The sequence below is a fragment of the Streptomyces sp. NBC_00322 genome, from assembly GCF_036147535.1.
Taxonomy (GTDB): Bacteria; Actinomycetota; Actinomycetes; order Streptomycetales; family Streptomycetaceae; genus Streptomyces.
In genome coordinates, this window is record NZ_CP108019.1 from 4,637,862 (window position 1) to 4,661,458 (window position 23,597).

Annotated in this window: 20 protein-coding genes; 11 read left to right on the forward strand and 9 right to left on the reverse strand. The window is 72.0% G+C overall.

Annotation, left to right across the window (positions count from 1 at the left end; translation table 11 throughout):
- Nucleotides 1-2: 2 nt before the first annotated feature.
- Together OG905_RS21120 and OG905_RS21125 are read right to left on the reverse strand one after the other, a co-directional pair.
- Complete coding sequence (locus tag OG905_RS21120; protein ID WP_328674626.1) at nt 3-1,739, reverse strand: ABC transporter ATP-binding protein; 1,737 nt, start codon at nt 1,737-1,739, stop codon at nt 3-5.
- A complete protein-coding gene (locus tag OG905_RS21125; protein ID WP_443043965.1) occupies nt 1,736-3,445 on the reverse strand; it encodes an ABC transporter transmembrane domain-containing protein in 1,710 nt (569 codons plus the stop codon). Before OG905_RS21125 ends, OG905_RS21120 begins: the two co-directional genes overlap by 4 nt.
- Before the next feature lie 140 nt (nt 3,446-3,585).
- Between OG905_RS21125 and OG905_RS21130 the strand changes: the two genes are divergently transcribed.
- Genes OG905_RS21130 through OG905_RS21140 form a run of 3 tightly spaced genes read left to right on the forward strand, consistent with a single transcriptional unit; the run spans nt 3,586 to nt 5,845 of the window.
- Complete coding sequence (locus tag OG905_RS21130) at nt 3,586-4,221, forward strand: ABC transporter ATP-binding protein (protein WP_328674627.1); 636 nt, start codon at nt 3,586-3,588, stop codon at nt 4,219-4,221.
- Nucleotides 4,218-5,084, forward strand: a complete 867-nt coding sequence (locus OG905_RS21135; RefSeq protein ID WP_328674628.1) for a metal ABC transporter permease — start codon at nt 4,218-4,220, stop codon at nt 5,082-5,084. The genes OG905_RS21130 and OG905_RS21135 overlap by 4 nt, the downstream gene beginning before the upstream one ends.
- Nucleotides 5,042-5,845, forward strand: a complete 804-nt coding sequence (locus OG905_RS21140) for a metal ABC transporter solute-binding protein, Zn/Mn family (RefSeq protein ID WP_328674629.1) — start codon at nt 5,042-5,044, stop codon at nt 5,843-5,845. Before OG905_RS21135 ends, OG905_RS21140 begins: the two co-directional genes overlap by 43 nt.
- 155 nt (nt 5,846-6,000) lie before the next feature.
- On the opposite strand, the gene OG905_RS21145 is transcribed toward OG905_RS21140, so the two are convergent.
- On the reverse strand, nt 6,001-7,662 hold the full coding sequence (locus OG905_RS21145; RefSeq protein WP_328674630.1) for a class I adenylate-forming enzyme family protein: 1,662 nt from the start codon (nt 7,660-7,662) through the stop codon (nt 6,001-6,003).
- A complete protein-coding gene (locus OG905_RS21150; RefSeq protein WP_328674631.1) occupies nt 7,659-9,410 on the reverse strand; it encodes a CoA transferase in 1,752 nt (583 codons plus the stop codon). The genes OG905_RS21145 and OG905_RS21150 overlap by 4 nt, the downstream gene beginning before the upstream one ends.
- Nucleotides 9,411-9,523: 113 nt before the next feature.
- On the opposite strand from OG905_RS21150, the gene OG905_RS21155 reads away from it, so the two are divergent.
- Entirely contained in the window at nt 9,524-10,708 is a 1,185-nt protein-coding gene (locus OG905_RS21155) for an acyl-CoA dehydrogenase family protein (RefSeq protein WP_328682505.1), read from the forward strand.
- 218 nt (nt 10,709-10,926) lie between these two features.
- Here the strand turns inward: OG905_RS21155 and OG905_RS21160 are convergent, their stop codons facing one another.
- Nucleotides 10,927-11,913, reverse strand: coding sequence for a sugar ABC transporter permease (locus tag OG905_RS21160; RefSeq protein ID WP_328674632.1), 987 nt, complete (start codon nt 11,911-11,913; stop codon nt 10,927-10,929).
- Complete coding sequence (locus OG905_RS21165; protein ID WP_328682506.1) at nt 11,910-13,040, reverse strand: MFS transporter; 1,131 nt, start codon at nt 13,038-13,040, stop codon at nt 11,910-11,912. Before OG905_RS21165 ends, OG905_RS21160 begins: the two co-directional genes overlap by 4 nt.
- A 282-nt stretch (nt 13,041-13,322) precedes the next feature.
- On the opposite strand from OG905_RS21165, the gene OG905_RS21170 reads away from it, so the two are divergent.
- A complete protein-coding gene (locus OG905_RS21170; RefSeq protein ID WP_328674633.1) occupies nt 13,323-13,976 on the forward strand; it encodes a hypothetical protein in 654 nt (217 codons plus the stop codon).
- Between the two features lie 138 nt (nt 13,977-14,114).
- Nucleotides 14,115-14,717, forward strand: a complete 603-nt coding sequence (locus OG905_RS21175) for a sigma-70 family RNA polymerase sigma factor (RefSeq protein ID WP_328674634.1) — start codon at nt 14,115-14,117, stop codon at nt 14,715-14,717.
- Nucleotides 14,718-14,758: 41 nt separating this feature from the next.
- Here OG905_RS21175 and OG905_RS21180 read toward each other — a convergent pair whose 3' ends face one another.
- Complete coding sequence (locus OG905_RS21180; RefSeq protein WP_328674635.1) at nt 14,759-15,745, reverse strand: aldo/keto reductase; 987 nt, start codon at nt 15,743-15,745, stop codon at nt 14,759-14,761.
- A gap of 131 nt (nt 15,746-15,876) precedes the next feature.
- On the opposite strand from OG905_RS21180, the gene OG905_RS21185 reads away from it, so the two are divergent.
- Both OG905_RS21185 and OG905_RS21190 read left to right on the forward strand, forming a co-directional pair.
- Nucleotides 15,877-16,656, forward strand: coding sequence for an IclR family transcriptional regulator (locus OG905_RS21185; RefSeq protein ID WP_328674636.1), 780 nt, complete (start codon nt 15,877-15,879; stop codon nt 16,654-16,656).
- A 99-nt stretch (nt 16,657-16,755) separates the two neighbouring features.
- A complete protein-coding gene (locus tag OG905_RS21190) occupies nt 16,756-17,964 on the forward strand; it encodes a PP2C family protein-serine/threonine phosphatase (RefSeq protein WP_328674637.1) in 1,209 nt (402 codons plus the stop codon).
- 137 nt (nt 17,965-18,101) lie between these two features.
- On the opposite strand, the gene OG905_RS21195 is transcribed toward OG905_RS21190, so the two are convergent.
- Nucleotides 18,102-19,598, reverse strand: a complete 1,497-nt coding sequence (locus OG905_RS21195; RefSeq protein WP_328674638.1) for an MFS transporter — start codon at nt 19,596-19,598, stop codon at nt 18,102-18,104.
- 102 nt (nt 19,599-19,700) lie between these two features.
- Between OG905_RS21195 and OG905_RS21200 the strand changes: the two genes are divergently transcribed.
- Nucleotides 19,701-20,573, forward strand: coding sequence for a helix-turn-helix transcriptional regulator (locus OG905_RS21200; protein WP_328674640.1), 873 nt, complete (start codon nt 19,701-19,703; stop codon nt 20,571-20,573).
- 226 nt (nt 20,574-20,799) lie between these two features.
- On the opposite strand, the gene OG905_RS21205 is transcribed toward OG905_RS21200, so the two are convergent.
- Complete coding sequence (locus OG905_RS21205; protein WP_328674642.1) at nt 20,800-21,621, reverse strand: MmyB family transcriptional regulator; 822 nt, start codon at nt 21,619-21,621, stop codon at nt 20,800-20,802.
- Between the two features lie 823 nt (nt 21,622-22,444).
- Between OG905_RS21205 and OG905_RS21210 the strand changes: the two genes are divergently transcribed.
- Nucleotides 22,445-22,942 carry a MaoC family dehydratase gene (locus OG905_RS21210; protein ID WP_328674644.1) on the forward strand — a complete coding sequence of 166 codons (498 nt, stop codon included), beginning with the start codon at nt 22,445-22,447 and terminating at the stop codon, nt 22,940-22,942.
- Nucleotides 22,939-23,373 carry a MaoC/PaaZ C-terminal domain-containing protein gene (locus OG905_RS21215; protein ID WP_328674646.1) on the forward strand — a complete coding sequence of 145 codons (435 nt, stop codon included), beginning with the start codon at nt 22,939-22,941 and terminating at the stop codon, nt 23,371-23,373. The genes OG905_RS21210 and OG905_RS21215 overlap by 4 nt, the downstream gene beginning before the upstream one ends.
- Nucleotides 23,374-23,597: the final 224 nt, after the last annotated feature.

A 23,597-nucleotide genomic window follows, 5' to 3' on the forward strand; every position in this document is an offset into this window, starting at 1 on the left:
CTCTATCCCCCTTGCCAGGACCGCCACAGCGCCGCGTACGCACCCCCACCCCCCACCAGCTCCTCATGCGTCCCCAGTTCCGCGAGTCGCCCCTCTGCCAGGACCGCCACCCGGTCCGCGTCATGGGCCGTATGCAGACGGTGCGCGATGGCGATCACCGTGCGGCCCTTCAAAACGGCAGCAAGGGCCCGCTCCGTATGGCGTGCCGTCGTCGCGTCCAACAGCGCCGTCGCCTCGTCGAGTATCAGCGTGTGCGGGTCGGCCAGGACGACGCGGGCCAGGGCGAGTTGCTGGGCTTGGGCCCCGTCGAGGCGGTGGGCGCCCGCGCCCAGTTCGGTGTCGAGGCCGGCAGGGAGCTCGGACGCCCAGTCGGCGCCTACCGCGGCGAGAGCCGCGGACAGTTCGGTGCGGGTGGCCGAGGGGGCCGCGATCAGCAGGTTGTCCCGGATCGTGCCGAGGAAGACATGGTGTTCCTGGGTGACGAGGACGACCTGGCGGCGCAATTGTGCGGCGTCGAGCGCGGCAAGCGGAATTCCGCCGACGGTGACCGTGCCCGTGTGCGGGGCGTCGATGCCGGCGAGCAGTCTGCCCAGGGTGGACTTGCCCGCGCCGGAAGGGCCCACGACGGCCAGCCGTTCGCCGGGACGGACGGTGAGGTCGACGCCGTGCAGGACGTCGCGCCCGCCGTCGTAGGCGTACCGCGCGCCGGCGACCTCGATCCGGTCGTCGGCGGGAGCGGCCTCCGCGGCCGGCAGCGCTGCCGGGGCCCGGCCGAGACCTTCGACCCGGGCGAACGCGGCGGAGCTGCTCTGCAGTTGGTCGAGCCACAAGAGAACGGTGTCGAGCGGCTCGGACAACTGCCGCAGATACAGGGCCGATGCGACCACCGCTCCGAGGGTGACCGTGCCGTGCGCGTGCAGTGCGCCGCCGAGCAGCAGGACGCCGACGACCGGCAGGACGTACGAGACGTCCACGGCGGGGAAGAGCACACTGCGCAGGAACAGCGTCCGCATCCGGGTCCCCTTGCACTCCTCGACGGCGTCATGGCAGGCCGCGATACGCCGCTCCTGGAGCCCGAGTGCCTCGACGGTGCGGGCGCCGGACGCGGTGGCGGAAAGCACTTCGGCGAGCGCGGAGTTGGCGGCGCCTTCGGCGAGATAGTCGGTGTGCGCGCGACGCAGGTACCAGCGGGCGGCGAACCAGATGCCGATCAGGCCGAGCAGCCCGCAGGCACCGAGCAGCGGGTCGAGGGCGAAGACCGCGCCAATGATGAACAGGGCCTGGGCCACCGCGATGGAGACCTCGGGCCCGGCGTCGCGCAGCATAGTGCCCACGGTCGCGACATCGGCTGTGCCGCGCGCGGTGAGATCACCGGTCCCGGCGCGTTCCACGACGGATGCGGGCAGGGCGAGCGCCCGCTCGACGAACTGTTCACGGATCCGGGCGGACGTCCGCTCTCCGAAGCGGTGTCCCACGTACCGGGCGAAGCGGACGAGCAGCAACTGGGCGACGGCGAAGCAGAGGATGGCGAAGGCCAGCCGGTCCACGGTGGCGACGCCCGCGCCGTCGCTGATGCGGTCGATGACGCGTCCGACCAGCCAGGGCCCGGCGAGCCCGGCCGCGGCGGCGAGCGCGTTGAGCGTGATCACGGCGGCGAAGGCCCGTGAGTCCAGCCGGACGAGCCGCAGGGCGGCGCGGCGTACGTGGTGCGGCTCGGCGACCGGGAGGTGACGGGTCACCGCTGCCTCTCCTCCTCGCCCGCGCTGCGGGAGACCAGTGCGCGGTATCCGGGCTCGGCCGCGAGCAGTTCACGGTGGCTGCCGGTCGCGGCCGTGGTCCCGTCGACCAGGAAGTACACGGTGTCCGCCTGTTCAAGGAGCAGCAGCGAGGTGCTGGTGAGCACGGTGGTGCGCCCGGCGCGGGCGGTACGCAGCCGGGAGGCGAGCGCCGCCTCCGTATGGGCGTCGACGGCGGATGTGGGCTCGACCGCCATCAGTACCTCGGGTTCGGCGAGCAGGGCCCGTACAAGCCGTATGCGCTGGCGCTGACCGCCGGAGAGATTGCGGCCCTGCGCGTCGACCGCCGAGCCGAGGCCGTCGGGCAGCCCGTCGACGATGTCCTGTGCGACGGCCGCGTGCACCGCCGCCGCGACGGCGTCCTCGTCCCGCTCCGCTCGCCCGGCGACGACTTCCCGCAGAGGTCCCGAGAACAGATCGGCCTCGTTGTCGGCGACCAGGATTCGCTCCCGTATCCGTGCCGACGCCATCGCGTCGAGGCGTATCCCGCCCCAGGTCGCCGCCGAGCCGGTGAACCTGGCGAGCCGGTCCACCACCGCCGCGCACTGCGCGGGCCGGGCGCTGACCAGCGCGGTCAGCCGCCCGGGCGTCACCTCCACACCGGATTCCGGATCGTGCAGTACGGCAGGGTACGTGGGCGCGTCGACCGGCTCGGCGGCGTCCGCGTCCGAGGGTTCCAGATTCAGGAAGCGCACCACCTGGCGGGCCGCGACCAGGCCGCGCCCCAGGTCGTAGCCGCCCTCGATGAAGAACGCCACCGGTACGACGAGGATCGCGACATAGCCGTAGACCGCCACCAACTCGCCGACGGTGATGGCCCCTTGAGCCGCCATCCTCGCCGCCAGCCAGGTCACGGCGGCGAGGAAGACCGCGGGCAGCCCGACCCCGAGCGCCTGGATCCAGCTGGTCACGACGCCGACCCGGTAGCCCTCCGCCCGCAGCGTCTGCGATCCGCGGCGGTAGTGGTCGGCGTACAGCCCTTTGCCGCCAAGGCCGTTGAGCACGCGCAGCCCGCCCACGAGATCCCCGATCCGCCCCGCCAGGCTGCCCTGCCGCTCGCGGTAGGTCGACTCCGCGCCCTGGAGCCGCCCGAGCAGCGGCCCCACCAGCACGGCGAGCACCGGCACGCCGAGCAGGACCACGGCGGTGAGCAGCGGCGAGACGGTGAGCAGCAGGACGGCCACTGCGAGATAGGCGAAGACCGCCCCGACGCCGGGCCCGGTGATGGTGAGCGTCTGGCTGATGGTCCTGACGTCGCTGATGCCGATCGTGACGACCTCGCCGGCGGTGAGCAGCCGCGGCAGCGCGGCGCCCAGGCGCGTCGACTGCCGGACGACGACCTCGACGGTTCGGAAGACGGCGTCCATCCGGATCCGGGTCATGGTGCGATGGCGCATGATCGCCAGCCAGGCGTTGAGCACCCCGACGCCGAGCAGTGCGGCGACCCAACCGGTCAGCGCGCCGAAGTCGCCCGGCCGGAGTCCTTCGTCGATGGCCCGCGACAGGAGATACGGCGGCAGTGTCAGGCACACCATCCACAGACTGCCGAGCAGAGCGCCCGCGGCGACGCGGCGCCGCTGGCTGGTGACCAGCCACCATAAGTACCGCCCGGCACTCCGGCTGTCCGGCCCCGTATCCGCGACTGTCACGGTGCAACTTTAGTGACCTGGTTCGCTCATCCGTGCGGTCAGGTCCGTGAGTTGATCGAAGCCGCAGCTCGAGGCCGGGAACTCATCGGCCTCGCCGTCCGACTCCTCTCCCGTACATGGGTGACCGAACGGGAGGTGGAATGGGCGGGCTTGACGTGCGGATGCGCCGGGTCGGCTGCCGGCACGGCCGTATCGAAGCCGTACGCGCCGTGGATCTCGACATCGCGCCCGGCGAGCGGGTGGCGCTGACCGGCACCAACGGCTCCGGCAAGACCACACTGCTACGGGCCCTGCTCGGCCTGCACCGGACCGCGGACGGCGAGATCCTCGTCGGCGGGCGTCCGGCCCGCACCCCGGCCGAGTGGGCCTGGCGGCGGAGGGCTTGCGCGTGGATTCCGCAGAAGCCCGCGGCCGGGCGCTTTCCGTTGCTGGCCGGGGAGTTGCTGACCAGCAGCGGCGCGGCGGTCGAAGCCGAGGAAGCGGCGGAGAAACTGGGCGTCGGCCAACTGACCGGGCGGCCGCTGCACACTCTGTCCGGCGGCCAGTTGCAGCGTATGTATCTGGCCCGGGCCGCCGGTGCCGTCGCCGCCGGAGCCGGGGTGCTGCTCGCCGACGAGCCCACCGCCGCGCTGGACTTCGCCGGGCAGGAGGAGGCCGCCGACGTCCTGCTGTCCCTGCCCGCGACCCTCGTCGTGGTGACCCACGACCGCGCCCTGGCCGACCGCTGCGAGCGCGTCCTGGAGATGGCCGCCGGCCGGCTGCGGGAGGTCGTATGACGCTCGCCGCCGCCGACATCGGCGCGCTGTTGCAGCTGGTCCCCGTACAACGCGCGGGCTTCGCCCTGCTGCTGGCCGCCGTCGGGCTGCCGGTCGTCGGCGTGGTGATCGTCGGTCTCGACATCATGCCGGTGCGGTTCGCGATGATGCATGTGGCCCTGCTGGGGATCGCCGTGGGGCTGCTCACCGGCCTCGACCCCATGCTGTGCGCGCTGCTCGCCTGCGCTCTCGCGGGCGCCGGAGTCGCGCCGCTCGCCCGCACACCCGACGGGCTCTCCGGCGCGATGGGCCTGCTGATGAGCCTGGCCATCGCCGCCGCGCTGCTGGTGCTCTCGGTCTCGGGAGTCAACGCCGCGGGCGCGTTCGCCCTGCTGTGGGGGTCGATCCTCTCGGTGGGCACCGCCGACCTGTGGGTGCTGGGCGCGCTCGCCGTCGTGGTGCCCGGCCTGTTCTGGTGGCGGCGGCGCGACATCGCCCTGCTGCTGTACGACCGCGAACTCGCCCTCTGCTCCGGTGTACGGGTCGAACGCCTCACCCTCGTCCTGCTCGTCCTGGTCGCGGTGGCGGTCGCCGGTGCGATCAAGCTGACCGGCGCGCTCCTCGTCGACGCGCTGACCCTGCTGCCCGCCCTCGCCGCGCGCCGCCTGGGCTCGTCGCTGAGGTCGATCACCGCCTGGGCCGTCGGCATCGGCGTCGCCGTCAACGCGACCGGCTTCCTGATCGCCCTCCGGCTGGATCTGCCGCCCGGTCCCGTCCTTGTCCTGACCGCCGGGGCCGTGGCCCTCGGCGTCCATCTCGTCCCCGAACGGAGAATCCGCCCATGGCGCGCAACCGCGTCCGCATCGCTTCCCTCCTCGCACTGACCACCGCCCTCGCCCTGACCGCGGGCTGCGGCGGCAGCTCGGACGCCTCGTCCAAAGACGACGGGCATCCGCGCGGCGGGGCCCCGGTGGTCGTCGCGACCACGACCTGGGAGGGCGCCTTCGCCAAGGCCGCGGGCGCGAAGGACGTCAAGGTGATCGTCCCGCAGTCGGTGCAGCACGCTCCCGACTACGACCCCAAGCCGTCCGACCTCGCGGCGGTGGCCGACGCCGACTTCGTGCTCTACGCGCCCTTCGAGCCGTACGCGGAGAAGATCAAGGCGGCCGCGGGCTCCGACGCGAAGCTGGTCGAGGTGAACCTCGACAACGACGCGGGCAAGGTGACGGGCGAGGTCGCCCGGCTGGGCAAGCTGTTCGGGACCGAGTCCGCCGCGGCGACGTGGCAGAAGGGCTTCGGGACGCAGTACGCCGGTCTGCAGCGGGAGTTGAAGGCGGCCTGGCCGGGCGGAAAGGCTCCGTCCGTGGTCACGCAGGTGTTCACCGCGTGGTCGGCGAAGATGGCGGGCGCGCAGGTGGTGGGGACGTACGGGCCCGAGGCGGTGAGCGCGAAGCAGCTGTCGGAGCTGTCGGCGAAGAAGCCGGCCCTCGTGCTGGACAACGCGCACATGTCGACGGGGACGGTGCTGCCCGACTCGGGTGCGGAGCAGGTGAAGATCGTCAACTTCCCGGGGAAGGACCTGGATCTGCTGCCGGTGTACCGGGACGCGGCGGCGGCGGTGAAGGCGGCGCTGGCAAAGCCCTGAAGTCACCGGGGCCGGGGTGAGCCTGGGCCAGGGGGCGTTGGTGGTTGCTGTCCGGTGAGTGGTACCGCGGGCGAACCGCAGCGGGGTGACCCGCACTTCCATCGCCGGACGGGCCGAATATCCGGCCCGTCCGGCGTTTGAGGACGGACCTGAGGTCAGACCGCCTCCACCAACCCGGCACCGGCGAACCGTTCCCGTAGCGCGAGCCTGTCCGGTTTGCCCGCGGGGGTCAGCGGCACCGAGGCCAGGACCAGCAGCCGCTCCGGGTGCTTCCGGCGCTCCACGCCCCGCGCGTCCAGATACGCGCCCAGCTCGTCCAGTGTCACCGCGGCCTGTCCGTCCCGGGTGACCACGCACGCCGCGAGCCGCTCGCCCATCAGCGGGTCGGGCACGCCGACGCACACCACGTCTCGTATCCCCGGATGCGCGGCCAGTTCGATCTCGACCTCCGCGGGGCTGATGTTGGCCCCGCCGCGGATGACCACGTCCTTGAGGCGGCCCACGATCCGCAGCGCCCCGTCCTCTTCCAGGAGTCCCAGGTCTCCGGTGCGGACCCACCCGTCGGCCGTGCGGTAGCGCGCGTCGAGTTCGGGCGCGCCGACGTAGCACAGCGGCGTCATCGGACCACGGGCGACGATCTCGCCGACGGCTCCCGCGGGTGCCTCCTCCATCTCGCGTGTGCCGGGGACGGCGATACGGATGTCGGCGACGCGGGGATCGGGATGCCCGGCGAGCACGCCGGGACCCGGCCCGGACGCGGGCCAGTCCCCCAGTCCCGTATGGCAGTTGACGCCGTCCGCCGACCCGTACAGATTGACGACCGGGCAGCCGAAGACGCGGCGCGCCTCATCGGCCGTGGCCGCGTCGAGTACGGACCCGCCGAGCACCAGCGCGGTGGGCGCCGGGAGGTCGCGCGGCCGCTCGGCGAGTTCGTCGAGCATCATCCGGATCATCGTCGGCACGCCCAGCACATGCGTCGGCTCGTGCTCGGCGATGGCGTCGAGGGCGGCTTCGGGCGTGAAGTGGTCGAGCAGGACCAGGGTTCCGCCGTGCCGGGCGAGGGCGACCGCGGTGGCGTTGCTGCCGAAGGCGGAGGCGAGCGGTACGAGGAAGAGACAGCGCGGCGGCTGCCCGTCCTTCATCAGGGAGGCCAGGAAGTTGCCGCGGCCGCCGGCCAGCGCGTTGTGCGAGTACGCGATCATCTTCGGCTCGGCCTCGGAGCCGGATGAGACGAGGATGCGTACGGCCGAGTCGGGGTCGGGGCGGGCCGGGACGAAGGCGCTCGCGTCGGTGCGCAGCAGCTGCGACAGCGGTACGGCCCCTTCGGGCGCCTCGCCCGGTCCGGCGGCGATCACCGTGCGCAGGGCGGGCAGTTCGGCGGCGAGGCCGAGCAGATCGGCGGCGTGCGCGCAGCCGCGGTGTTCGATGGCGGCGATCACGGCGACCGCCTCGGATCTGCTCAGCAGCGAGGCCGCCTCGCGCCCTCCCCGGCCGACCGGGAACGGCAGCGCGACCGCGCCGATCGCGGCCAGCGCGAGATCGGCGATGACGGCGTTGCGGGTGCCGGGGAGCTGGACGCCGACCACGTCGCCGGGGCGTATGCCCAGGGCGGTGAGGCCGGCGGCCAGACATCGCACCTTGCGGTCCAGCGCCGTGTAACAGAGCTTCCCCTTGGCGTCGATCACCGCCGTGCGATGCAGATCGGCGATCTGGCGGGCCCGGTAGAGGCTGTAGACGTCGAGGTCGGGGCAGGTGCCGTCGACGGTCCAGGAACGGCGCAGCTCGGCGGGCAGCAGATCGTGCAGGGCGACGGTCACAGGAAGCTCCAGGGGTCGGGAACGGCAGGTGCACCGTGCGCGTCCCGGCTGATCGAGCCGGCGAAGCGCGGGTCGTGGTGCAGAGCGGCGAGGTCGGTGGTGACCGCGGTCGCGGCCAGACCGTGCGTACGCAGCTGCGCGAGGGCGTCCGCGGTGGGCAGTGCGCCCAGGTCGTACGCGGCGGCAGCGGCCGCGCAGGAGTCGGTGGGTGCGATCCAGCCGTCGGCGGTGGGCAGCGGGCGGCGGAATCCGGCCGGACGGCGCGGGGCGAGACCCTGCGCGGCCCGGCGGCGGGCGGGCGCGGTCAGGACATCGGCCGCGCCCAGGAGGGAGGAGTCCACCCGCACGCCGTGACCGGTGCGCTCCCGCAGCAGCAGCCCGGCCAGGACCGCCTCCGCGCCGAGCAGCCCGCCGAGCACATCGAGCAGGGTCATCAGCGAGGGCGCGGGCGGTTCACCGTCCGGCCGGACGGCCTCGCCGACGCCGGTACGGGCCTGGACCATGAAGTCGGTGCCCATGGGTGCGCCGGGCAGCCGGTCGGCCCAGCCGCTGGTGTACGCGTAGACGAGCGCGGGTTTGGCCGCGGCCAGCTGATGGTGGTCGAGGCCGAGTTCGGCGGCTTTGCCGGGGGCCCAGTTGTGCAGGAAGACGTCCGCTCCGGCCGCCATCTCGCGCAGCCGCCGCCGGTCGGTTTCCGCCTTGATGTCGATCTCGACGGCCTGCTTGCCCCGGTTGAGCGCGAGCCAGCGCGCGGAGATTCCGGAGCAGGCGGGGGGCATGCCGCGCAGCGGGTCGCCGCCGGGCGGTTCGATACGGACGATGTCGGCGCCGAGCAGTCCCAACACATGGGCGGCGAGCGGCGCTTGGATACGGCGGCCCGCCTCCAGGACGGTCAGCCCGGCGAGCGGCAGCCCGGCCGGAGCGCCGCCCGTGGTGTACGCCGCTTCGTGCGGGGCCAGCGTCCACGGGGGAGCATCCTCGATACCCCGGTCGGCCAGGGAACGCAGCGGGCACACCTGAGCGCCGGAGGCCTCGGCGGCGTACCGGATCCGCTCCCAGTCGCCGTGACGGACCGTGGAATGCAGTGCGTCGGGGAACGGCGCGCAGGCCGTGGCGTAACGGAACTGGAAGGGCCGCCAGCCCGCCCGTATCGCATCCTCCGGCGCGCCGAGCGCACGCCAGAAGGCCGCCCACGCCCCCGGATCAAGGGTCTCCAGCTCGAAGACGATCCCGTCGGCCGAGGTGAAGGGCGGCCCGCCCGGGGCGAGTTCGGCCGCCTCGCCCTCGTCGGCACCGGCCGCGGCCAGATACTGCGAGACGGCCAGCAGCCCCGCCCGGTCCGCGCTCGTCGACACCTGGGCGATCCGGCCGCCGCGTGCCTGGGCCAGCAGTCCCGCGAGCACTCCCTGGACGGTCAGTACGGCGGAGGCGGTGGCTGCGTAGTCGGCCGCGATCCCGCGCGGGCCGCCGTCGCGCCGCCCGTGCACCGCCATGATCCCCGTTGCGGCCTGCACGGTCGCCTCGTCGGTCACGTCGCGCGCGGTGTCCGCCCAGGTGGTGCGGGCGGCGAGAGCCCCGAACCCGGCGCCGTCGACGACGACCTCGGACCCCTCGGCGTCATCCGCCCCGGCGCCCAGCAGCCGCAGATGCTCCGCGACGAGCCCGGCGCCGGGACCCGGCGGCCCCGAGGCCCGCGTGCGCAGGCCGTCCAGCGGCCGGACGGTGCGCGTGGTGGCAGGTGATGCCATGCCTCTCCTCTTCCGAAGCGGTGGGAACCAGGGGACTGTCGCGCCCGACCTGTTCCGTGTGAGAGGCAGTCGGACAGTCGTTCCCATGGGTTCCCGGAAGGCCGGAGGAAGTGGTGCAGCCAGAGGTGCCTGTGACGGCGGGACTTCCCGAATGTCCTTCGGACGTACGGGAGTTGAAGGACCGTGTGGCCGACTTCGTACGCCGGCGGGTCGTGCCGCAGGAGCCCGCCCTCGACCGCGGCGGGCCGGACGCGGCCGCCGTTCTGCGCGAGTTGCGGCACGAGGCCAAGGAGCAGGGCCTGTGGGCGCTGCCCCTGCCCGCCGAACTCGGAGGCCAGGGACTTCCCCTCCGCTCGTACGCGCACATCGCCGAGGCGGAGGGCGCCAGCGACCACGGGCCCGCGGCGCTCGGCTCGGCCTCCCTGCTGGATGTGCAGATGCTGCGGCGGCACGGCAGCGCCCGGGTCCGCGAGAACTATCCGCGGCGGCTGGTCGCCGCGGAGCTGCGCAGCTCGTACGCGATGACAGAACCCGAAGTCCCCGGCACCGACCCCTTTCTCACCCAGACCCGCGCCGAGCCAGCGCCGGACGGCGGCTGGACGGTGACCGGCCGCAAATGGTTCGCGAGCGGCGCCGGCGACGCCGACCTCGTCACGGTCCTCACCCGCACCGGCGGCGCGCCGCCGGACCGCGACGGGCTGTCCCTGCTCCTCGTTCCGACGGACGCACCCGGCTTCCGGGTGGTACGCGAACTGCCCGTCCTGGGCGCGGGCGGCCAGTGGGAGATCGCGCTCGACGAGGTACCGGTGCCCGCGGACCATCTGCTCGGCGAACCCGGCAAGGCCCTGGCCATCGCGGGCGAACGACTGCAACTCGGCCGCACCCTGCGCTGCCTGCGCTGGCTCGGCCAGGCCCGCCGCGCCTTCGACCTGATGCGCGAACGGGCCCTCACCCGTACCCGGTCACGGGGCCCGCTCGGCGACCTCCAGCTCGTCCAGCACCACCTCTTCGACGCGCTGCTCGCACTGCGCACGACACGCCCGCTGGTGTACGAGGCCGTGGCCCACCTCGACGCGGGGCGCGACGCCCATGTGGAGGTGGGCCTGGCGAAGGTCGCGGCGGCGAGGATGCTCCAGCAGGTCGCGGACTCCGCGATCCAGATCCACGGCGCGGCGGGCCTGGGCCCGGACACGGCGCTGCCGGGGCTGTTCCGGACGGGGAGGATGGCGCGGATCCTGGACGGTCCGGACGAGCTCCACGTGGTGTCGGTGGCGCGGCGGGTACTGCGTTCGCCTTGACCGGGGCCGCTGCCCACGGACCCCCGCGCCTCAATCTCCCCCCAGACTTCGTCCGGGGGGACCCCCACGGGGCTGGATATGCGCGGCTGGGCCGCATATTCAGCCCGTCCGGCGTTTGAGGACATGCGGCCGAAGGTCGCATACCGGGTCTGGGGCGGGGTGGGGAACAGGCCCGCCGCAGGCGCCCCGCACATGCGCCCCCACCGGCCCCGCACCCTCTAGACCTCCCCCACACCCACCAACCCCACCAGCACCCCCACCCCCAGAGCCAGAAAGAAGTCCCCCCACACCAGCTCGTGCCGCACCGCCACACCCCCGCCCAGGTCGTAGCAGCCCTCCCGTAGCCCCCCGTCCTCCCCCAGGTACACCCGTACGAGCTCCTCCAGCACCGCCACCGCCTGCTCGCGGCGGCCCAGTTTGAGCAGCGCCACTGCTGTGATCGCCGCGGCGGAGGTGTCGAGGGGGCCGTCGGGATGGGCGTCGTCGGCCGGGGGGACCAGCCGGGTGTCGGTCAACTCGTCGGTGAGGTCGCGCAGATCGGCCGCATCCAGCCGCCCCGCCGCGTCCGCCGCCGCGAGCAGCAGCCACGCCCGCCCCCGGCTCCAGCCGGGCGTCGGTTCGGGATGCGGAACCCACCCGCCCGCCGCGGAGTCGAAGCGCGACGCCCCGTTTCCCCGGCACAGTTCGAGGTGCGTCCACAGGTGGCTCTCAGCCGCCCCCGAGTCCGCCGCCGCGAGCAGCGGCACCATCCCCGGCACCGCGTCGGCGCGGGCGAGCAGCCGGGGGCCGCCGAAGGCAGAACCCCAGGGGACGAGGCCCAGTTCGGGGTCGAAGGACTTCAGGCAGGCGCGGGCGGCCCGTCCGCGCAGCCGTACAGACGCCTCGTCATCAGCGAGCGCGGTCCCGTACCAGAGGATCAGCCCGCGCGTGGCGGTGTCGGCGTCCACCCAGTCGGCGAGGCGCGCCGTGCACGCGGCCGCGGCCCACCGGTCGGAGGCCTCACCGGTGTGGCGGGCGCGCAGCCACAGCAGTCCGGCCCAGAACCCGCCGGTCCAGGAACCGCGCCCGGTGGTCCTCCATCGCCCGCTCTCGGGGTCCGCGAACAGCGGGAAGCGGTCGCCGACTTCGGCCCGCGTGACGGCGACCCGGTCGAGGACCCTGGCAAGCGCGGGCGCGGCCCACTCCGGCGCCGCCACCGCGCTCATCGCTTCTCCCCGCCCCGGTCCCGTACCGCCCACCACACCGCCACCGCACACGCCCCCGCGAACTCTCCGGCGACCAGCAGCCACCCCGTCCCGTACCGCCCCGACTCCGCCAGCAGTCCGAACAGCGGCGGCCCGACAGCGAATCCGGCGAAGAACCCCGCCGAGACCAGCGCGGAGTCCTGCCCCGCCCGCCCCGTCGTCGCGCGCTGCATGACGAGCACCATCGACACCGCGTTGGCGGCGACCGCGAAGACACCGACGGCGACCGCCGCGCCCCATGCCAGCGGGCGGGCAAAGGACGCGCCGGCCAGCAGCAGGGCGGCTCCCACCGCCCCGGCGGCAAGGCCGCCGGGCAGCCACACGGCGCGCGCAGGCTGCCCGGCGACCCTCGACCAGCCCACCCGGCCCGCGACGCCCGCGACCCCCAGGACGGCGACGAGCGCACCGGCCGCCGTGGGCCCGAGGCCGAGCCGCTGTGTGCCGTACAGCGAGAGATACGTGTTGACCGAGGCGATCCCGCAGCCGAGCAGCAGCGAGAACACCGCGAGCCAGGCGATCGCACCCCGCGGTACGAACGAGGAGCGCGCCCCGGGCGCACTGCTGCCAGCCCGGGGCACATCCCGGGGCAGCGCCCGCGCCGCCCAGGCGGCCGCCACCACCGCGGCACCCGCCGCCGTCCACACCGCGCCCCGCCAGCCCGCGACCCCGGCGAGCGCCGCGAGCGGCAGCCCGGCGGCGAAGGCCCCGAGCTGTACGCCGGACTGCTTCATCCCGGTCACCGAGCCGCGCCGTTCGGGCGGGACGGTGGCCCGGATCGCCTTGTTGGTGGCCGGGTTGGCCAGTGCCTGCGGCAGCCCGCCGAGCGCGACCGCCGCCAGCAGCAGACCCGCGCCGGGCGCCGATCCGATGAGGGCAAGCGCCACGGCGCAGACGAGAAGCAGCGCGACCAGACAGCGGCGCGGCCCCACGCGGTCCACCACGCGGCCGCCGACCGGTGAGAGTACGGCCGCCGCGCCGAAGCCGACGGTCGTCGTGAGGCCCAGCAGGGTCGGCGAGACGTCCAGTTCGTCCACGAGCCGCGGACCCAGCGCCCCGAGCAGGAACAGCTGCATCATCGAGAACGCCATCGCGCAGGTCAGCAACGCGGTCGGCGCACGCGCCGGACGAGGCGCCTCCGTGGCCGCGGCCGCTTCCTTGTGCTCCGTCCCCTGCTCCGTCCCCACCCGTGCGTCTCCGTCCCTTCGCCGCCCGGGAAGTCGCCCGGGTCGTGGCAGGGAGTCGTACGGAAGGGGCCTCAAGTTCCCGCGATTTTCCGTGGCTTGAATCACATGCCGGAGCTTGAGCGCGGCTCGGGAACTTCCGTACCCACCCTTGATGAACGCGAGCCGGATGCGAGGATGAGCCCCGCCATGACTGTCGGACGGGGTGTGCGCGCGGTACGGGCTGCGGTGTTCGCGGCCGTCTGTGTGCTGCTCGCGGTCATCGGCCACGTACTGATGTCACAGACCGGCGTCCCCTGGTGGACGGTTGGCGCCGGAGCGGTGATCACCGGCGCCGCGGCCTGGTGCCTGGCCGAGCGGGAACGCACCCTGCTCCCCGTCGTCTTGTTCGCCGTCGCCGCGCAGACCGCACTGCACACCGCCTTCTCGCTGGCCCAGACGGCGGCCCGGCCGACTGCTCCGCACATGCCGCCGATGCGGCACCAACATCTCTCGTCCGCCATGGAGCCGATGCCGTCCATGGCATCGACGGCGCACGACATGACCGGCATGACCGGCGGTGGCATGACGTCGTCGACCGGAATGCTCGCGGCCCACCTGCTGGCCGCGCTCCTGAGCGGCCTCTGGCTCGCGTACGGCGAACGCGCGGCGTTCCGGATCCTGCGCGCACTCGCCGACCGGCTCGTCGCCCCGCTCCGTCTGCCGGTCCGCGTCCCCGCACTGCCGCACCGTCCGCCGCGTATCCGCGTCCGGCGCAGCCGCCGCGCGCGTACGCCACGGCAGTTGCTGCTCGCTCACGCCCTCACCACTCGGGGTCCGCCCACGGGGACCGCTGTCAGCTGACAGCCGGTTCCCCGATGCCGCCCTGGGGCTCACCCCAGGCGCTCGGGCATCGGCCGCGCCCTGTGCGCGGCCGTACGACTCACCGGACCCGCCCTCGCGCGGCTCCGGATTCCCGGATTCCGAGAAGGACATCAGGCAATGAACTCTGCCCTGACCTCGACCGTGCCCCGTACGACGCGATATTCGACCGACGACGCGATCACCGCATGGGCGCTCGACGCACGCGGTGGTGATCCCCTGGCCGTCGAGCGATTCGTACGCGCCCTGCACCGCGACGTACGCCGGTACGTGGCCTACCTCAGCGCCGATCCGCAGGCCGCCGACGATCTGACCCAGGACACCTTCCTGCGGGCGCTCGGCAGCCTGCACCGCTTCGAAGGCCGCTCGTCGGCCCGTACGTGGCTGCTCTCCATAGCCCGGCGCGCGGTGATCGACAGCCTCCGGCACACCGCGGCCCGCCCCCGGCTCGCGGACACGGACGACTGGCAGTCCGCCGCGGAGCGCGCCCAGTCCCGTAACCTGCCCGGCTTCGACGACGGCATAGCCCTCGGCGAACTCCTGGCCACGCTGCCCGACGAGCGCCGGGAGGCCTTTGTCCTCACACAGTTGCTGGGACTGCCCTACGCCGAGGCCGCCCTCGTCAGCGGCTGCCCCGTGGGCACCGTCCGCTCCCGGGTGGCCCGCGCACGCAGCTCGCTGGTCGGCCTGCTGCACGCGGCGGAACAGCCGGTCGCCGTCTGACTCATGGAGGCCGTCGGACCGCCGGGTCCGACGGCCTCCCCTCACACGGCCGCGTCGAGCTTCGCCCGCTGCTCCGCCGTCAGCTCCAGGTCCACCGCGGCCAGGCTCTCGTCCAGCTGCGCCACCGACGACGCCCCGACCAGCGGGATCACCGGGATCTCGCCGCCGATCAGCCAGGCCAGCACGACCTGGTTGACCGTCGCCCCGGTCTCCTTGGCGACATCGCGCAGCGCCGCGAGCCGTACCGGCGTGCCCGCGTGGTCGAAGCCGGCGTCCAGGGGCTTGTCCTCGCGTACGTAACTCCCGGCCAGCAGCGGCGAGTACGCGACCAGCGCCAGCTCGGGCTCGGCCCGCACATAGCTGAGCAGGTCCCCGGAGACCACGCCGACCTCGCCGTCGAGGGAGCGCAGCGTCGGCCGGTCGGTGCGGCGTCGCAGATAGCTGTGGTGGTACTGCAGCACCTCGAAGCCGGGCAGCCCGGCCGCCGCCGCCAGAGAACGGGCCCGCTCGACCCGCCACGCCCAGTGGTTGCTCACGCCGAGGAGACCGACGGTGCTGTCGGCGACCAGCCCGGCGAAGGACTCGACGACCTCCTGCAGCGGCACGGCCTCGTCCTGGAGATGCGCGTACAGCAGATCCAGTTTCTCGACACCGAGCCGTTCCCGGCTGCGCTCGGCGGACTCGCGGATCACCTTGGCGGACAGGCCCTCGATGTTCTTGCTGAAACCGGTGGACGGTGCGAGCGGCCGACCCCCGAGCTTGGTGGCGATCGTGACTTCGTCACCGATCCCCCGGCTGCGGCGCCAGCGGCCGAGCAGTGCCTCACTCTCGCCGCCCTGGGTGCCGTCGAGCCAGAACGCGTAGTTGTTCGAGGTGTCGACGAAGGTCCCGCCGGCCTCGACGTACCGGTCGAGAATCGCGAACGACGTGGCTTCGTCGGTCGCCGTCCCGAAGAGCATCGCGCCGAGGCTCAGCACGCTCACCTTGCGCCGGGTGCCCGGGTTCTGGCCGATGATGCGGTATCGCATGGACGTTCCTCTCCACTCGTACTGAGCAGGAGTCTGGATCTTGGAGCGCGCTCCAAGTCAAGGCCCCGTTGATCGCGAGGTGCCTTGCTGGTGCCTTGCTGGTGCCGGGCGCCGGGCGCAAGCTTGTGTGCATGGGTGCTCAGGACGGCCCCACGCTCATCAGGTCCGTGCAGCGGGCCTTCCGCTTGATGGAAGCCGCAGGGGCCCACGAGGGCGGCGCCCCGGCGAAGCAGCTGGCACGTGAGGCAGGGCTGCCCCTGGCCACCGCGTACCACCTGCTGCGGACCCTGACCCACGACGGCTATCTGCGGAAGATGGACGACGGCGCGTTCGTCATCGGGGACAAGCTGCACACGCTGCACACCGGAAGCCGCGGACAGGGGCTGCTCACCCGTGTCCGTCCCACGCTGGCTGCTCTGCGGGACGAACTCTCGGCCGCCACGTACCTGACCTTCTACGAGGAGGGAGAGATCCGGGTCGCCGACATCGTCGACGGTCCCCGGACACCGCGGGTCGACCTCTGGGTGGGATTCGAGGACGCCGGGCACGCCACCGCGCTGGGCAAGTCCGTGCTGCGCGAGCTGGACGACGACTCCCGCAACGACTACCTCTCCCGGCACACGCTGGCCGACCTCACGCCCCGCACCATCACCAGCCGCTCCGAACTGCTCCGGCGACTCGACACGTCGCCCACCTCCCCCGGCGCCATGGACATGGAGGAGTACTCCCTCGGTACGGTCTGCGTCGCGGTGCCCGTGTACAGCGGGAACACCCTCGGCTCGCTCGGCGTCTCCCTCCGGGCCGACCGGCTCTCCCGCGTCGAAGAGGCCCGGGCGCGGCTCGAAGAGGTCCGGGCCCGACTGGTCCCGACCGCGAGCCGCGTGACCAGGGGTCTTTCGCTCACCATCTGAAAATCCTGTCCTTGCGGCGAGGCCTCGGCTACCTGTTCCATGGAGGAAACGGACATTCAGGCGTGCGCGCCGTGAGTCAGGAGAGTTGCGGCAGAGGATATGAGCCACGCCCGGGATCATCAGCGTGACCGCCGGCCGACCTGGCAGCTCACGCAGCGGCTCACGAAGCGCCCGCCCGAGTCGAGGGCGGCGACGCCGGGGCACACAGGTGCCGCCGCGCACCTCGCCGCCGTCGCGCCCGTACTGATCGTCTGTGCTGTCGCTCTGGTCGGCCTCATCGGGGGAGCCGGACTGAGCTGGCTGCCGCTGCTCGCCGTCGGGCCCGCGCTGGCCGCCGCCACCAGCAGGCCGTGGGGAGTCCTGCGGATCGGCTTGCTGGCCGTGGCGCTGGGCGCCGTACTCGGTGCCAGGGGCGCTGCGCCGGGCCGCGAGCAGGCGATCGTGCTGTCCTCGCTGGGCGCCGTGACGCTGGCGAGCGCCCTCGCCAGTGCGTTGCGCGTACGCCGCGAACGGGTACTGGCGGCGGTCCGCTCGGTGGCCGAGGCCGCCCAGCACGCGCTCCTCAAGCCCGTACCGGCGACGGTCGGCGAGTTCCAGGTGGCCGTCCGCTACAGCGCCGCCGCGGCGGAGGCCCGCATCGGCGGGGACCTCTACGCGCTGGTGCCCACCGAGTACGGGGTCAGGATGATCGTCGGCGACGTGCGCGGCAAGGGCCTGCCCGCGGTGAGCACCGCCGCTCTGGTCCTCGGCGTCTTCCGGGAGGCCGCCTACGACGAGCCGGACCTCCTCGACGTCGTCGGCAGGATCGAGCGGAGCCTGGCGCGCAACCTCGGTGCCGACGACTTCGTCACGGCGGTCGTCGCCGGGTACCCCGAGCCCGGGCGCATGGAGGTGGTCAACTGCGGGCACGCCCCGCCGCTGCTGGTCCGCGATTCCACCGTCCTGCCCGTCGAGCCGACGCATCCGGCTCCGCCGCTCGGGCTGCGCGCCCTCTCCGGCGAGAGCCCGAGTCTGCAGGTGCTGCCCTTCGCCGAGGGCGACCAACTGCTCCTCTACACCGACGGTGTCACCGAGGCCCGCAACCACGGCCGTGAGTTCTACCCGCTCGCCGAGCGGGTGGCGCATCACGTGTCGGACGAGCCGTCCCGCACCCTCGCCGGGCTCCACGACGAACTGCAGGCACACGTCGGCGGCCGCCTCCACGACGACGCGGCGCTGCTCCTGCTCCGCAAGCCGACCGCCGCCGACGGGCACCTGTGTGCCCAGCGGAAGGACCCGAACGCAGCTGTGGAAAACGCGCGGTTGTGACGGAGGGGCGGACGACGATGAAGGCCGCGACGGCGCGCCCCGCCCGCTCCACCCGGCGTTCGACCACGACGAGCAGCGCGAACGCGGCCGCAGGGTGCCCCCGGCAGGATTCGAACCTGCGCAAGGGGGACCGACCGTCAGGCGCCCTCGGCCGGCGTCGGGCGGGGTAGGGCGAAGAGCAGTGCGGTGGCGATCGCCGCGATGGCCAGGTTCAGTACCGCGGCCGTGCCGAAGGCGTGCGCGTACCGCGCCACCAGGCTGCCGTGCTGCGGCAGGGCGTCGAAGAAGAACATGCCGACGACCGCGACACCTACCGCGCCGCCGACCTGTTGGCCGGTGGACAGGACGCCGGAGGCCATGCCGATTTCGCTCGGATCGATCCGGCTGAGCACCGTGTTCAGCAGCTGCGGGAGCAGCAGGCCGTTGCCGAGACCCACCAGGGCCAGCGGCGCGATCAGCGGGCCGGCCGAGAGCTGACCGCCCTCCGCGAAGGTGATCAGCAGCGTGGCGAGGAAACCCGTCGCGGCAAGCACGCTGCCGAGTTCCAGTACGCGCCGGCCGTAGCGCGGCGTCCAGCGTGCCGCCAGCAGACTGGTGGCGAAGAAGGCGACCGCCAGCGGTGTGTACGCGAGCCCTGCGCCCAGAGCGGACATGCCGAGACCGTCCTGCAGCATCAGCGAAAGGATCAGGAAGAAGGAGTTCACACCGGCGTAGGCGACGACCACGAGGGTGATGCCGATTGCGAAGGGGCGTTCGGCGAACAGTCGCAGGGAGACCAGCGGGGCGCGCCCCGCCCGCTCCACCCGGCGTTCGACCACGACGAGCAGCGCGAACGCGGCCGCGCTGCCGACGAGGCTGGCCCAGGTCCAGGCCGGCCAGCCCGCGTCGCGCCCCTCCACCAGCGGGACCACCAGGAGGAACAGTGCGACCGTGAGCACCACCAGCCCGGGCAGGTCCAGCGAACGGGCCTGCGGCGCGCGGGTCTCGGGCACCATCCGCGCCGCCAGCGCCAGGGTGATCAGGCCGATCGGCACGTTCACCCAGAACACCGGGCGCCAGGTGGTGCCGAACAGGTTCGCCGCGATCAGCAGGCCACCCACCAACTGTCCGATGACCGTGGACACGCCGATCACCGAGCCGAGCGCGCCGAACGCGCGGTGCCGCTGCTGCGCCGGGATCAGGACCTGGATCATCGAGAAGACCTGAGGGAACATCAGCGCCGCGCTCAGGCCTTGCGCGAGGCGTGCCGCGATGAGCACCCCCGCGGTCGGCGCCAGTGCACAGGCGACCGAGGTGAGGGTGAACAGGGCCATGCCGAGCATGAACAACCGCTTGCGGCCGAACATGTCGCCGAGCCGGGCCCCGGTGATCAGAGCCACGGCGTACGTGACCTGGTAGCCGGCGACGATCAGTTGGATCTCGCCGTCGGAGGCGTGCAGGTCGGCTTGGATGGCCGGGGCGGCGACCAGCACGATGAAGGTGTCGAGGATGGCCATGAAACTGCCGACGAGGATGATCGGCAGCGTCCGCCAGGGCGAGGCGGCGGTCGACCGTGCCGGGGCGGCCTGCCCGTCGGTCACCTGTGTCGCGCTTGCTGGTCCTTGGCCGGCCGTGTCGGTGTTTCGGTGCGTCATGATTCTCAGCGTTCCATCGCCTTCGGCCGCTGCACATGGGGGCGGATATGCTAGTGGTGACGGCACCAGCATCAGCGGCTACGGTCCGTACCGGGGGATGTGATGGTCAACATTGCGCAGCGGCAGGAGCTCGCAGATTTCCTCCGCGCCCGACGAGGGCAGCTCTCGCCGCGTGAGGTCGGGATCGAACCGGGTCCACGGCGGCGCACTCCAGGGCTACGGCGCGAGGAGGTCGCGCAGCTTTCCGGTGTGAGCGTGACCTGGTACACCTGGCTCGAACAGGCGCGGGACATCACGGTCAGCGGACAGGTGCTCGACAGTCTGGCGCGGGCGTTGCAGCTGAATCCGGCCGAGAAGCTGTACATGTACACGCTGGCCGACAAGCAGGGTGTCGTGCGTCAGGAGACCGCTGATGCACCGAATGCCCAATTGCAGCGCCTCGTGGACGCGCTCAACCCGAACCCGACCTATCTGATCGGCCCGAGCTGGGACCTGCTGGCCTGGAACGCGGCCGAGGCCGGGCTCATCGGCGATCCCGCCCGGCTGGCCGGCCACGAGCGCAACATCATCCGTATGGTGTTCACCGACCCGGAGACCCGCAGGTTGCTGGCGGACTGGCGCGCCCAGGCCTCCGGCCTGCTCGCGCAGTTCCGCGCGGACGCCGTCCGCAACCTCGGCGACCCGCGGTTCGAGCAGCTGAGCAGTGAACTGTATGCCGTCAGCGCCGAGTTCCGGGAACTGTGGGACGAGCATCGCGTGGCCGACTTCGGCTCGGCCCGCTGGGAGTTCGACCACCCCCGGCTCGGCCGACTGGCCGTGGACTATGTGCGCCTGGCCGCGCTGCAGTTCCCCGGGGTGAAGTTGTTCACCTGCCTTCCGGCCGACGCGGAGACCGAGGCCAAGCTGCCCGCTCTGGCGGACCCGGACCACAGGTTCGGGTCGGTTGGCGCGGAGGCCGTGGCAGGAGTGTTCTGAGGTTCTCCGAGGGAGCCGACCGGTCGTGGGCGGTCCGATTCCCCGAGGCGCCAATGCTGCGGAATTCCGCGTGGCGGCCGGCCGATCGGTAGGCCCCTGACACCCGGAGGGTGCCCCTCTCCACCATGATCCGGTCCCGGACAGGCCAGGTCGTCGCAGGTCGAGGCACCCTCGGTCGGCGTTCTCAGGTGGTGAGTTCCCGCTTGAGCGCGTTCGTCGTCGACACTCAGCCCTCCTCTTCCGGAAGCGTGGCCTCATCCGTACTCGATGGGGATTCCGTACTCGATGGGGACTCCAGGAGAAGCATCACCAGCGTGACATCGCTGGTGTGGGAGGTCAGCATGCGGACGGTGACCAATCCACGTTCGGCGTGGCGCAGTTGGCGTGCTTCGTCCCCGATACCGGTGGGCGCATCCTCGATGTGACTCGTGCGCGGGTCGTTCTGGACGGCGTGACGCAGCTTCTGGAGAGCAGGGTCGTCCGGGTACCGGGCGAGAGCAAGACGCAGGTCCGCGAGAAGGAATGGTGCCCAGTCCCGCTCCCAATTCTGCAGGACGTCCTCGCGGGCTTCGTCGGAGAGAAGCGCCCACTCCGTCATGTTGGCCGGCGGTTCACCGGACGGGAACATGGCTGCGAACGCGTCATTACCGGCAATGACCTCGCCGGCAGGAGAGCACACGACAGCCATTTCCGTATGGCTGTTGGCCCAGCGCCGCCAGTGCGGGGACACGGGCCCCGCCGTCAGTACCGGATCGGTCTTGAAGAGGTCCAGATGGGCGATGCGGAGATGATGGTCGCTGAATCCCAGGGTTCGAGAGACCCGCAGGAAGAGTTCGGGAGACGGAATCAGGACGCCGTTCTCCAGTTTCTGATAGGTGCCCGTGCCCCCTCGCAGGGCCTCATCCATGTCTGATTGGCGGAGGCGTGCGCTGCGTGATCGTCGTGTGGATATGGTCGGCGGCAAACCGATTAACTCGCGAGTGCCGTTTGCGCGATACCGTCGCAGAAGCTCCTGATAATCCCGGGAGGTCTGCCTCTTCTGATTCATTTTTTCCCCCGTTCCAGGCAGCCTGATCGCCTCAGGCTACCGAAGTATCACTGAATAGCCTTTGCGAGTTCGAGCAGGAAGACGGGCTGCCCGACGCTCCTCGCGAGTGACGGCGGAATGGTGCTGTTGTGGGATCGACATTCCTCCAACCCTCCTGTGGGTAAGCGATCCTGGCGTATTTGCTTGCCTGTCACCTCACTGCTCCCACTTCGTCATCAGGGGGCTCATGCCCTCCTTGGGCATGGGCCTCACTCCGTCCACTGAAGCGGAATTGCTTAATCCGCTTCAGCTCCTCCATGTCCCCGGTCATGGTGACGCGTCACGCACACCATGACCGCACGCACTATTAGTGCGCTCACAAGCTTGCCGTTGTGGGCTGCTGGTCGCCCCTGAATCATTGTGTCCAGAACCGATCGGGTGCCCGCCTGGTTCCGGCCACATGGCGAAGTGATGCAGTTCACGTCGGCAAAGGCAGGTAAGACGGTGCACCGGCCACACGACAGAGGAGATCGACATGCCGACGCATGGCATCCGGCCGTCCTGGCGTAGCCCGCTTCAGCGGGCGAGCAGACGACCGTTGTCCCGCGTCGGTCGGTGGTGACCGTATCGATCCCGGGTGAGTCCGTAGCGGGGCCGTCCGCTGTACGGCGCAAGTCAGTTCTTTGTCCGTGGCGTATGGACGCGTTAGTTGAACGAGCTTCCTCGGATGTTCCTTGAACACGCGGAAGTAATGCGTTGATAAAAGTCTTCAAAACTTTTCTTGGAGCGTGTCTCCAATCACGGGGGAGCCCCGCATCGCACGGGGAGGAAAGGTGGTTCGATCATGCCGTTGAATCGTGCTGTCATCGACCGCAGTACCAAATCGGAAGCCGTCCTGGTCGTCACCGAGGACACGTTGCGCGACGCGGCGGCTCAGTTCGAGGAGCCGCTCGCGGTGTACCGGGACGCGGAGGCGGCCCGTGCGCTCGGGCACCCCGAGCCGATCGCGCCGCCCGCGTTCGCCTCACGACTGTGGTTCCGCATGGTGTGGGCCTGGCCGATGTACGAACCCGACCTCGGGCGCAAGCCCGGTGCCAACCTGCTGCTGGCGGACCTGCACACGGTCTCGCTCCGCCCGATCCGCCTCGGCGACAGGCTCACGATGACCTCGACCGTCGCGGACATCACCGAGATCAGCCGGCAGCGCGACATCATCCACATCCAGAACGAGATCGCCACCGAGGACGGTGAACCGGTGTGCAGCACGGGCTACAAGTTCGTGATCTCGCATGCCGACACGTTCGATCCGGCCGCCGGGACCGAGAAGGAGGCCCTGGCATGAACGCGAAGGTGCGCTACGAGGACGTCAGTGTCGGGCAGGCGCTGCCGGACAAGGAGGTCACGGTCGACCGCCTCGCCCTGTTGTTGTTCGGCGGCCAGACCATGCGGCTGGACTTCGCCGCGACCCACTGGAGCGAGCGGATCTCGCGGTCCGTCGGACTGCCCGACGTGATCATGCACGGGCCCTTCACCCTCGGCAAGGTGCTGGAGATCGTCAACGGCTGGACCGGCGACCCGGGCGCGCTGCTGGAGCACCGCATCCGGCTTGCTCGGCCGGTCCCGGTCCCGGACGACGAGACAGGGGCGGTCTTCCGACTGTCCGGAACCGTCGAGGAGAAGCTTCCCGGCAACCGGGTGCGGGTCGGTGTGTCGGCCGCCTCGCCCGAGGGCCAGGTGCTCGCCACCCTCCAAGCCACCGTCCAGCTCGGCTGAGAAAGTGCCGGCTGATCCGTTGATCACCGGCTCCTGAGTTCGTCGACCGGGCACGTGCTGCCTCGGTCCTGATCCGGCCCGTGGTGCAACGCCCTTGTGGGTGAGCCGGGCCCAGGTCGACCGGAACAGGGCAGCCATGACTGTCGCTTGTGCGTGCGCTGTCCTGCGCTCGTGTGTCCTTGAACGGGCCTCCGGCGCCGCATCGGCCAGGAGCCCCGGCGTCT

Bases quoted from the DNA above. Each gene is read 5' to 3' on its own strand.
- OG905_RS21130 (WP_328674627.1), top strand. From the start codon at position 3,586: ATGGGCGGGCTTGACGTGCGGATGCGCCGGGTCGGCTGCCGGCACGGC.
- OG905_RS21135 (WP_328674628.1), top strand. From the start codon at position 4,218: ATGACGCTCGCCGCCGCCGACATCGGCGCGCTGTTGCAGCTGGTCCCC.
- OG905_RS21140 (WP_328674629.1), top strand. From the start codon at position 5,042: ATGGCGCGCAACCGCGTCCGCATCGCTTCCCTCCTCGCACTGACCACC.
- OG905_RS21150 (WP_328674631.1), bottom strand. From the start codon at position 9,410: ATGGCATCACCTGCCACCACGCGCACCGTCCGGCCGCTGGACGGCCTG.
- OG905_RS21160 (WP_328674632.1), bottom strand. From the start codon at position 11,913: ATGAGCGCGGTGGCGGCGCCGGAGTGGGCCGCGCCCGCGCTTGCCAGG.
- OG905_RS21165 (WP_328682506.1), bottom strand. From the start codon at position 13,040: ATGGCGTTCTCGATGATGCAGCTGTTCCTGCTCGGGGCGCTGGGTCCG.
- OG905_RS21170 (WP_328674633.1), top strand. From the start codon at position 13,323: ATGACTGTCGGACGGGGTGTGCGCGCGGTACGGGCTGCGGTGTTCGCG.
- OG905_RS21175 (WP_328674634.1), top strand. From the start codon at position 14,115: ATGAACTCTGCCCTGACCTCGACCGTGCCCCGTACGACGCGATATTCG.
- OG905_RS21180 (WP_328674635.1), bottom strand. From the start codon at position 15,745: ATGCGATACCGCATCATCGGCCAGAACCCGGGCACCCGGCGCAAGGTG.
- OG905_RS21185 (WP_328674636.1), top strand. From the start codon at position 15,877: ATGGGTGCTCAGGACGGCCCCACGCTCATCAGGTCCGTGCAGCGGGCC.
- OG905_RS21190 (WP_328674637.1), top strand. From the start codon at position 16,756: ATGAGCCACGCCCGGGATCATCAGCGTGACCGCCGGCCGACCTGGCAG.
- OG905_RS21195 (WP_328674638.1), bottom strand. From the start codon at position 19,598: ATGACGCACCGAAACACCGACACGGCCGGCCAAGGACCAGCAAGCGCG.
- OG905_RS21200 (WP_328674640.1), top strand. From the start codon at position 19,701: ATGGTCAACATTGCGCAGCGGCAGGAGCTCGCAGATTTCCTCCGCGCC.
- OG905_RS21205 (WP_328674642.1), bottom strand. From the start codon at position 21,621: ATGAATCAGAAGAGGCAGACCTCCCGGGATTATCAGGAGCTTCTGCGA.
- OG905_RS21210 (WP_328674644.1), top strand. From the start codon at position 22,445: ATGCCGTTGAATCGTGCTGTCATCGACCGCAGTACCAAATCGGAAGCC.
- OG905_RS21215 (WP_328674646.1), top strand. From the start codon at position 22,939: ATGAACGCGAAGGTGCGCTACGAGGACGTCAGTGTCGGGCAGGCGCTG.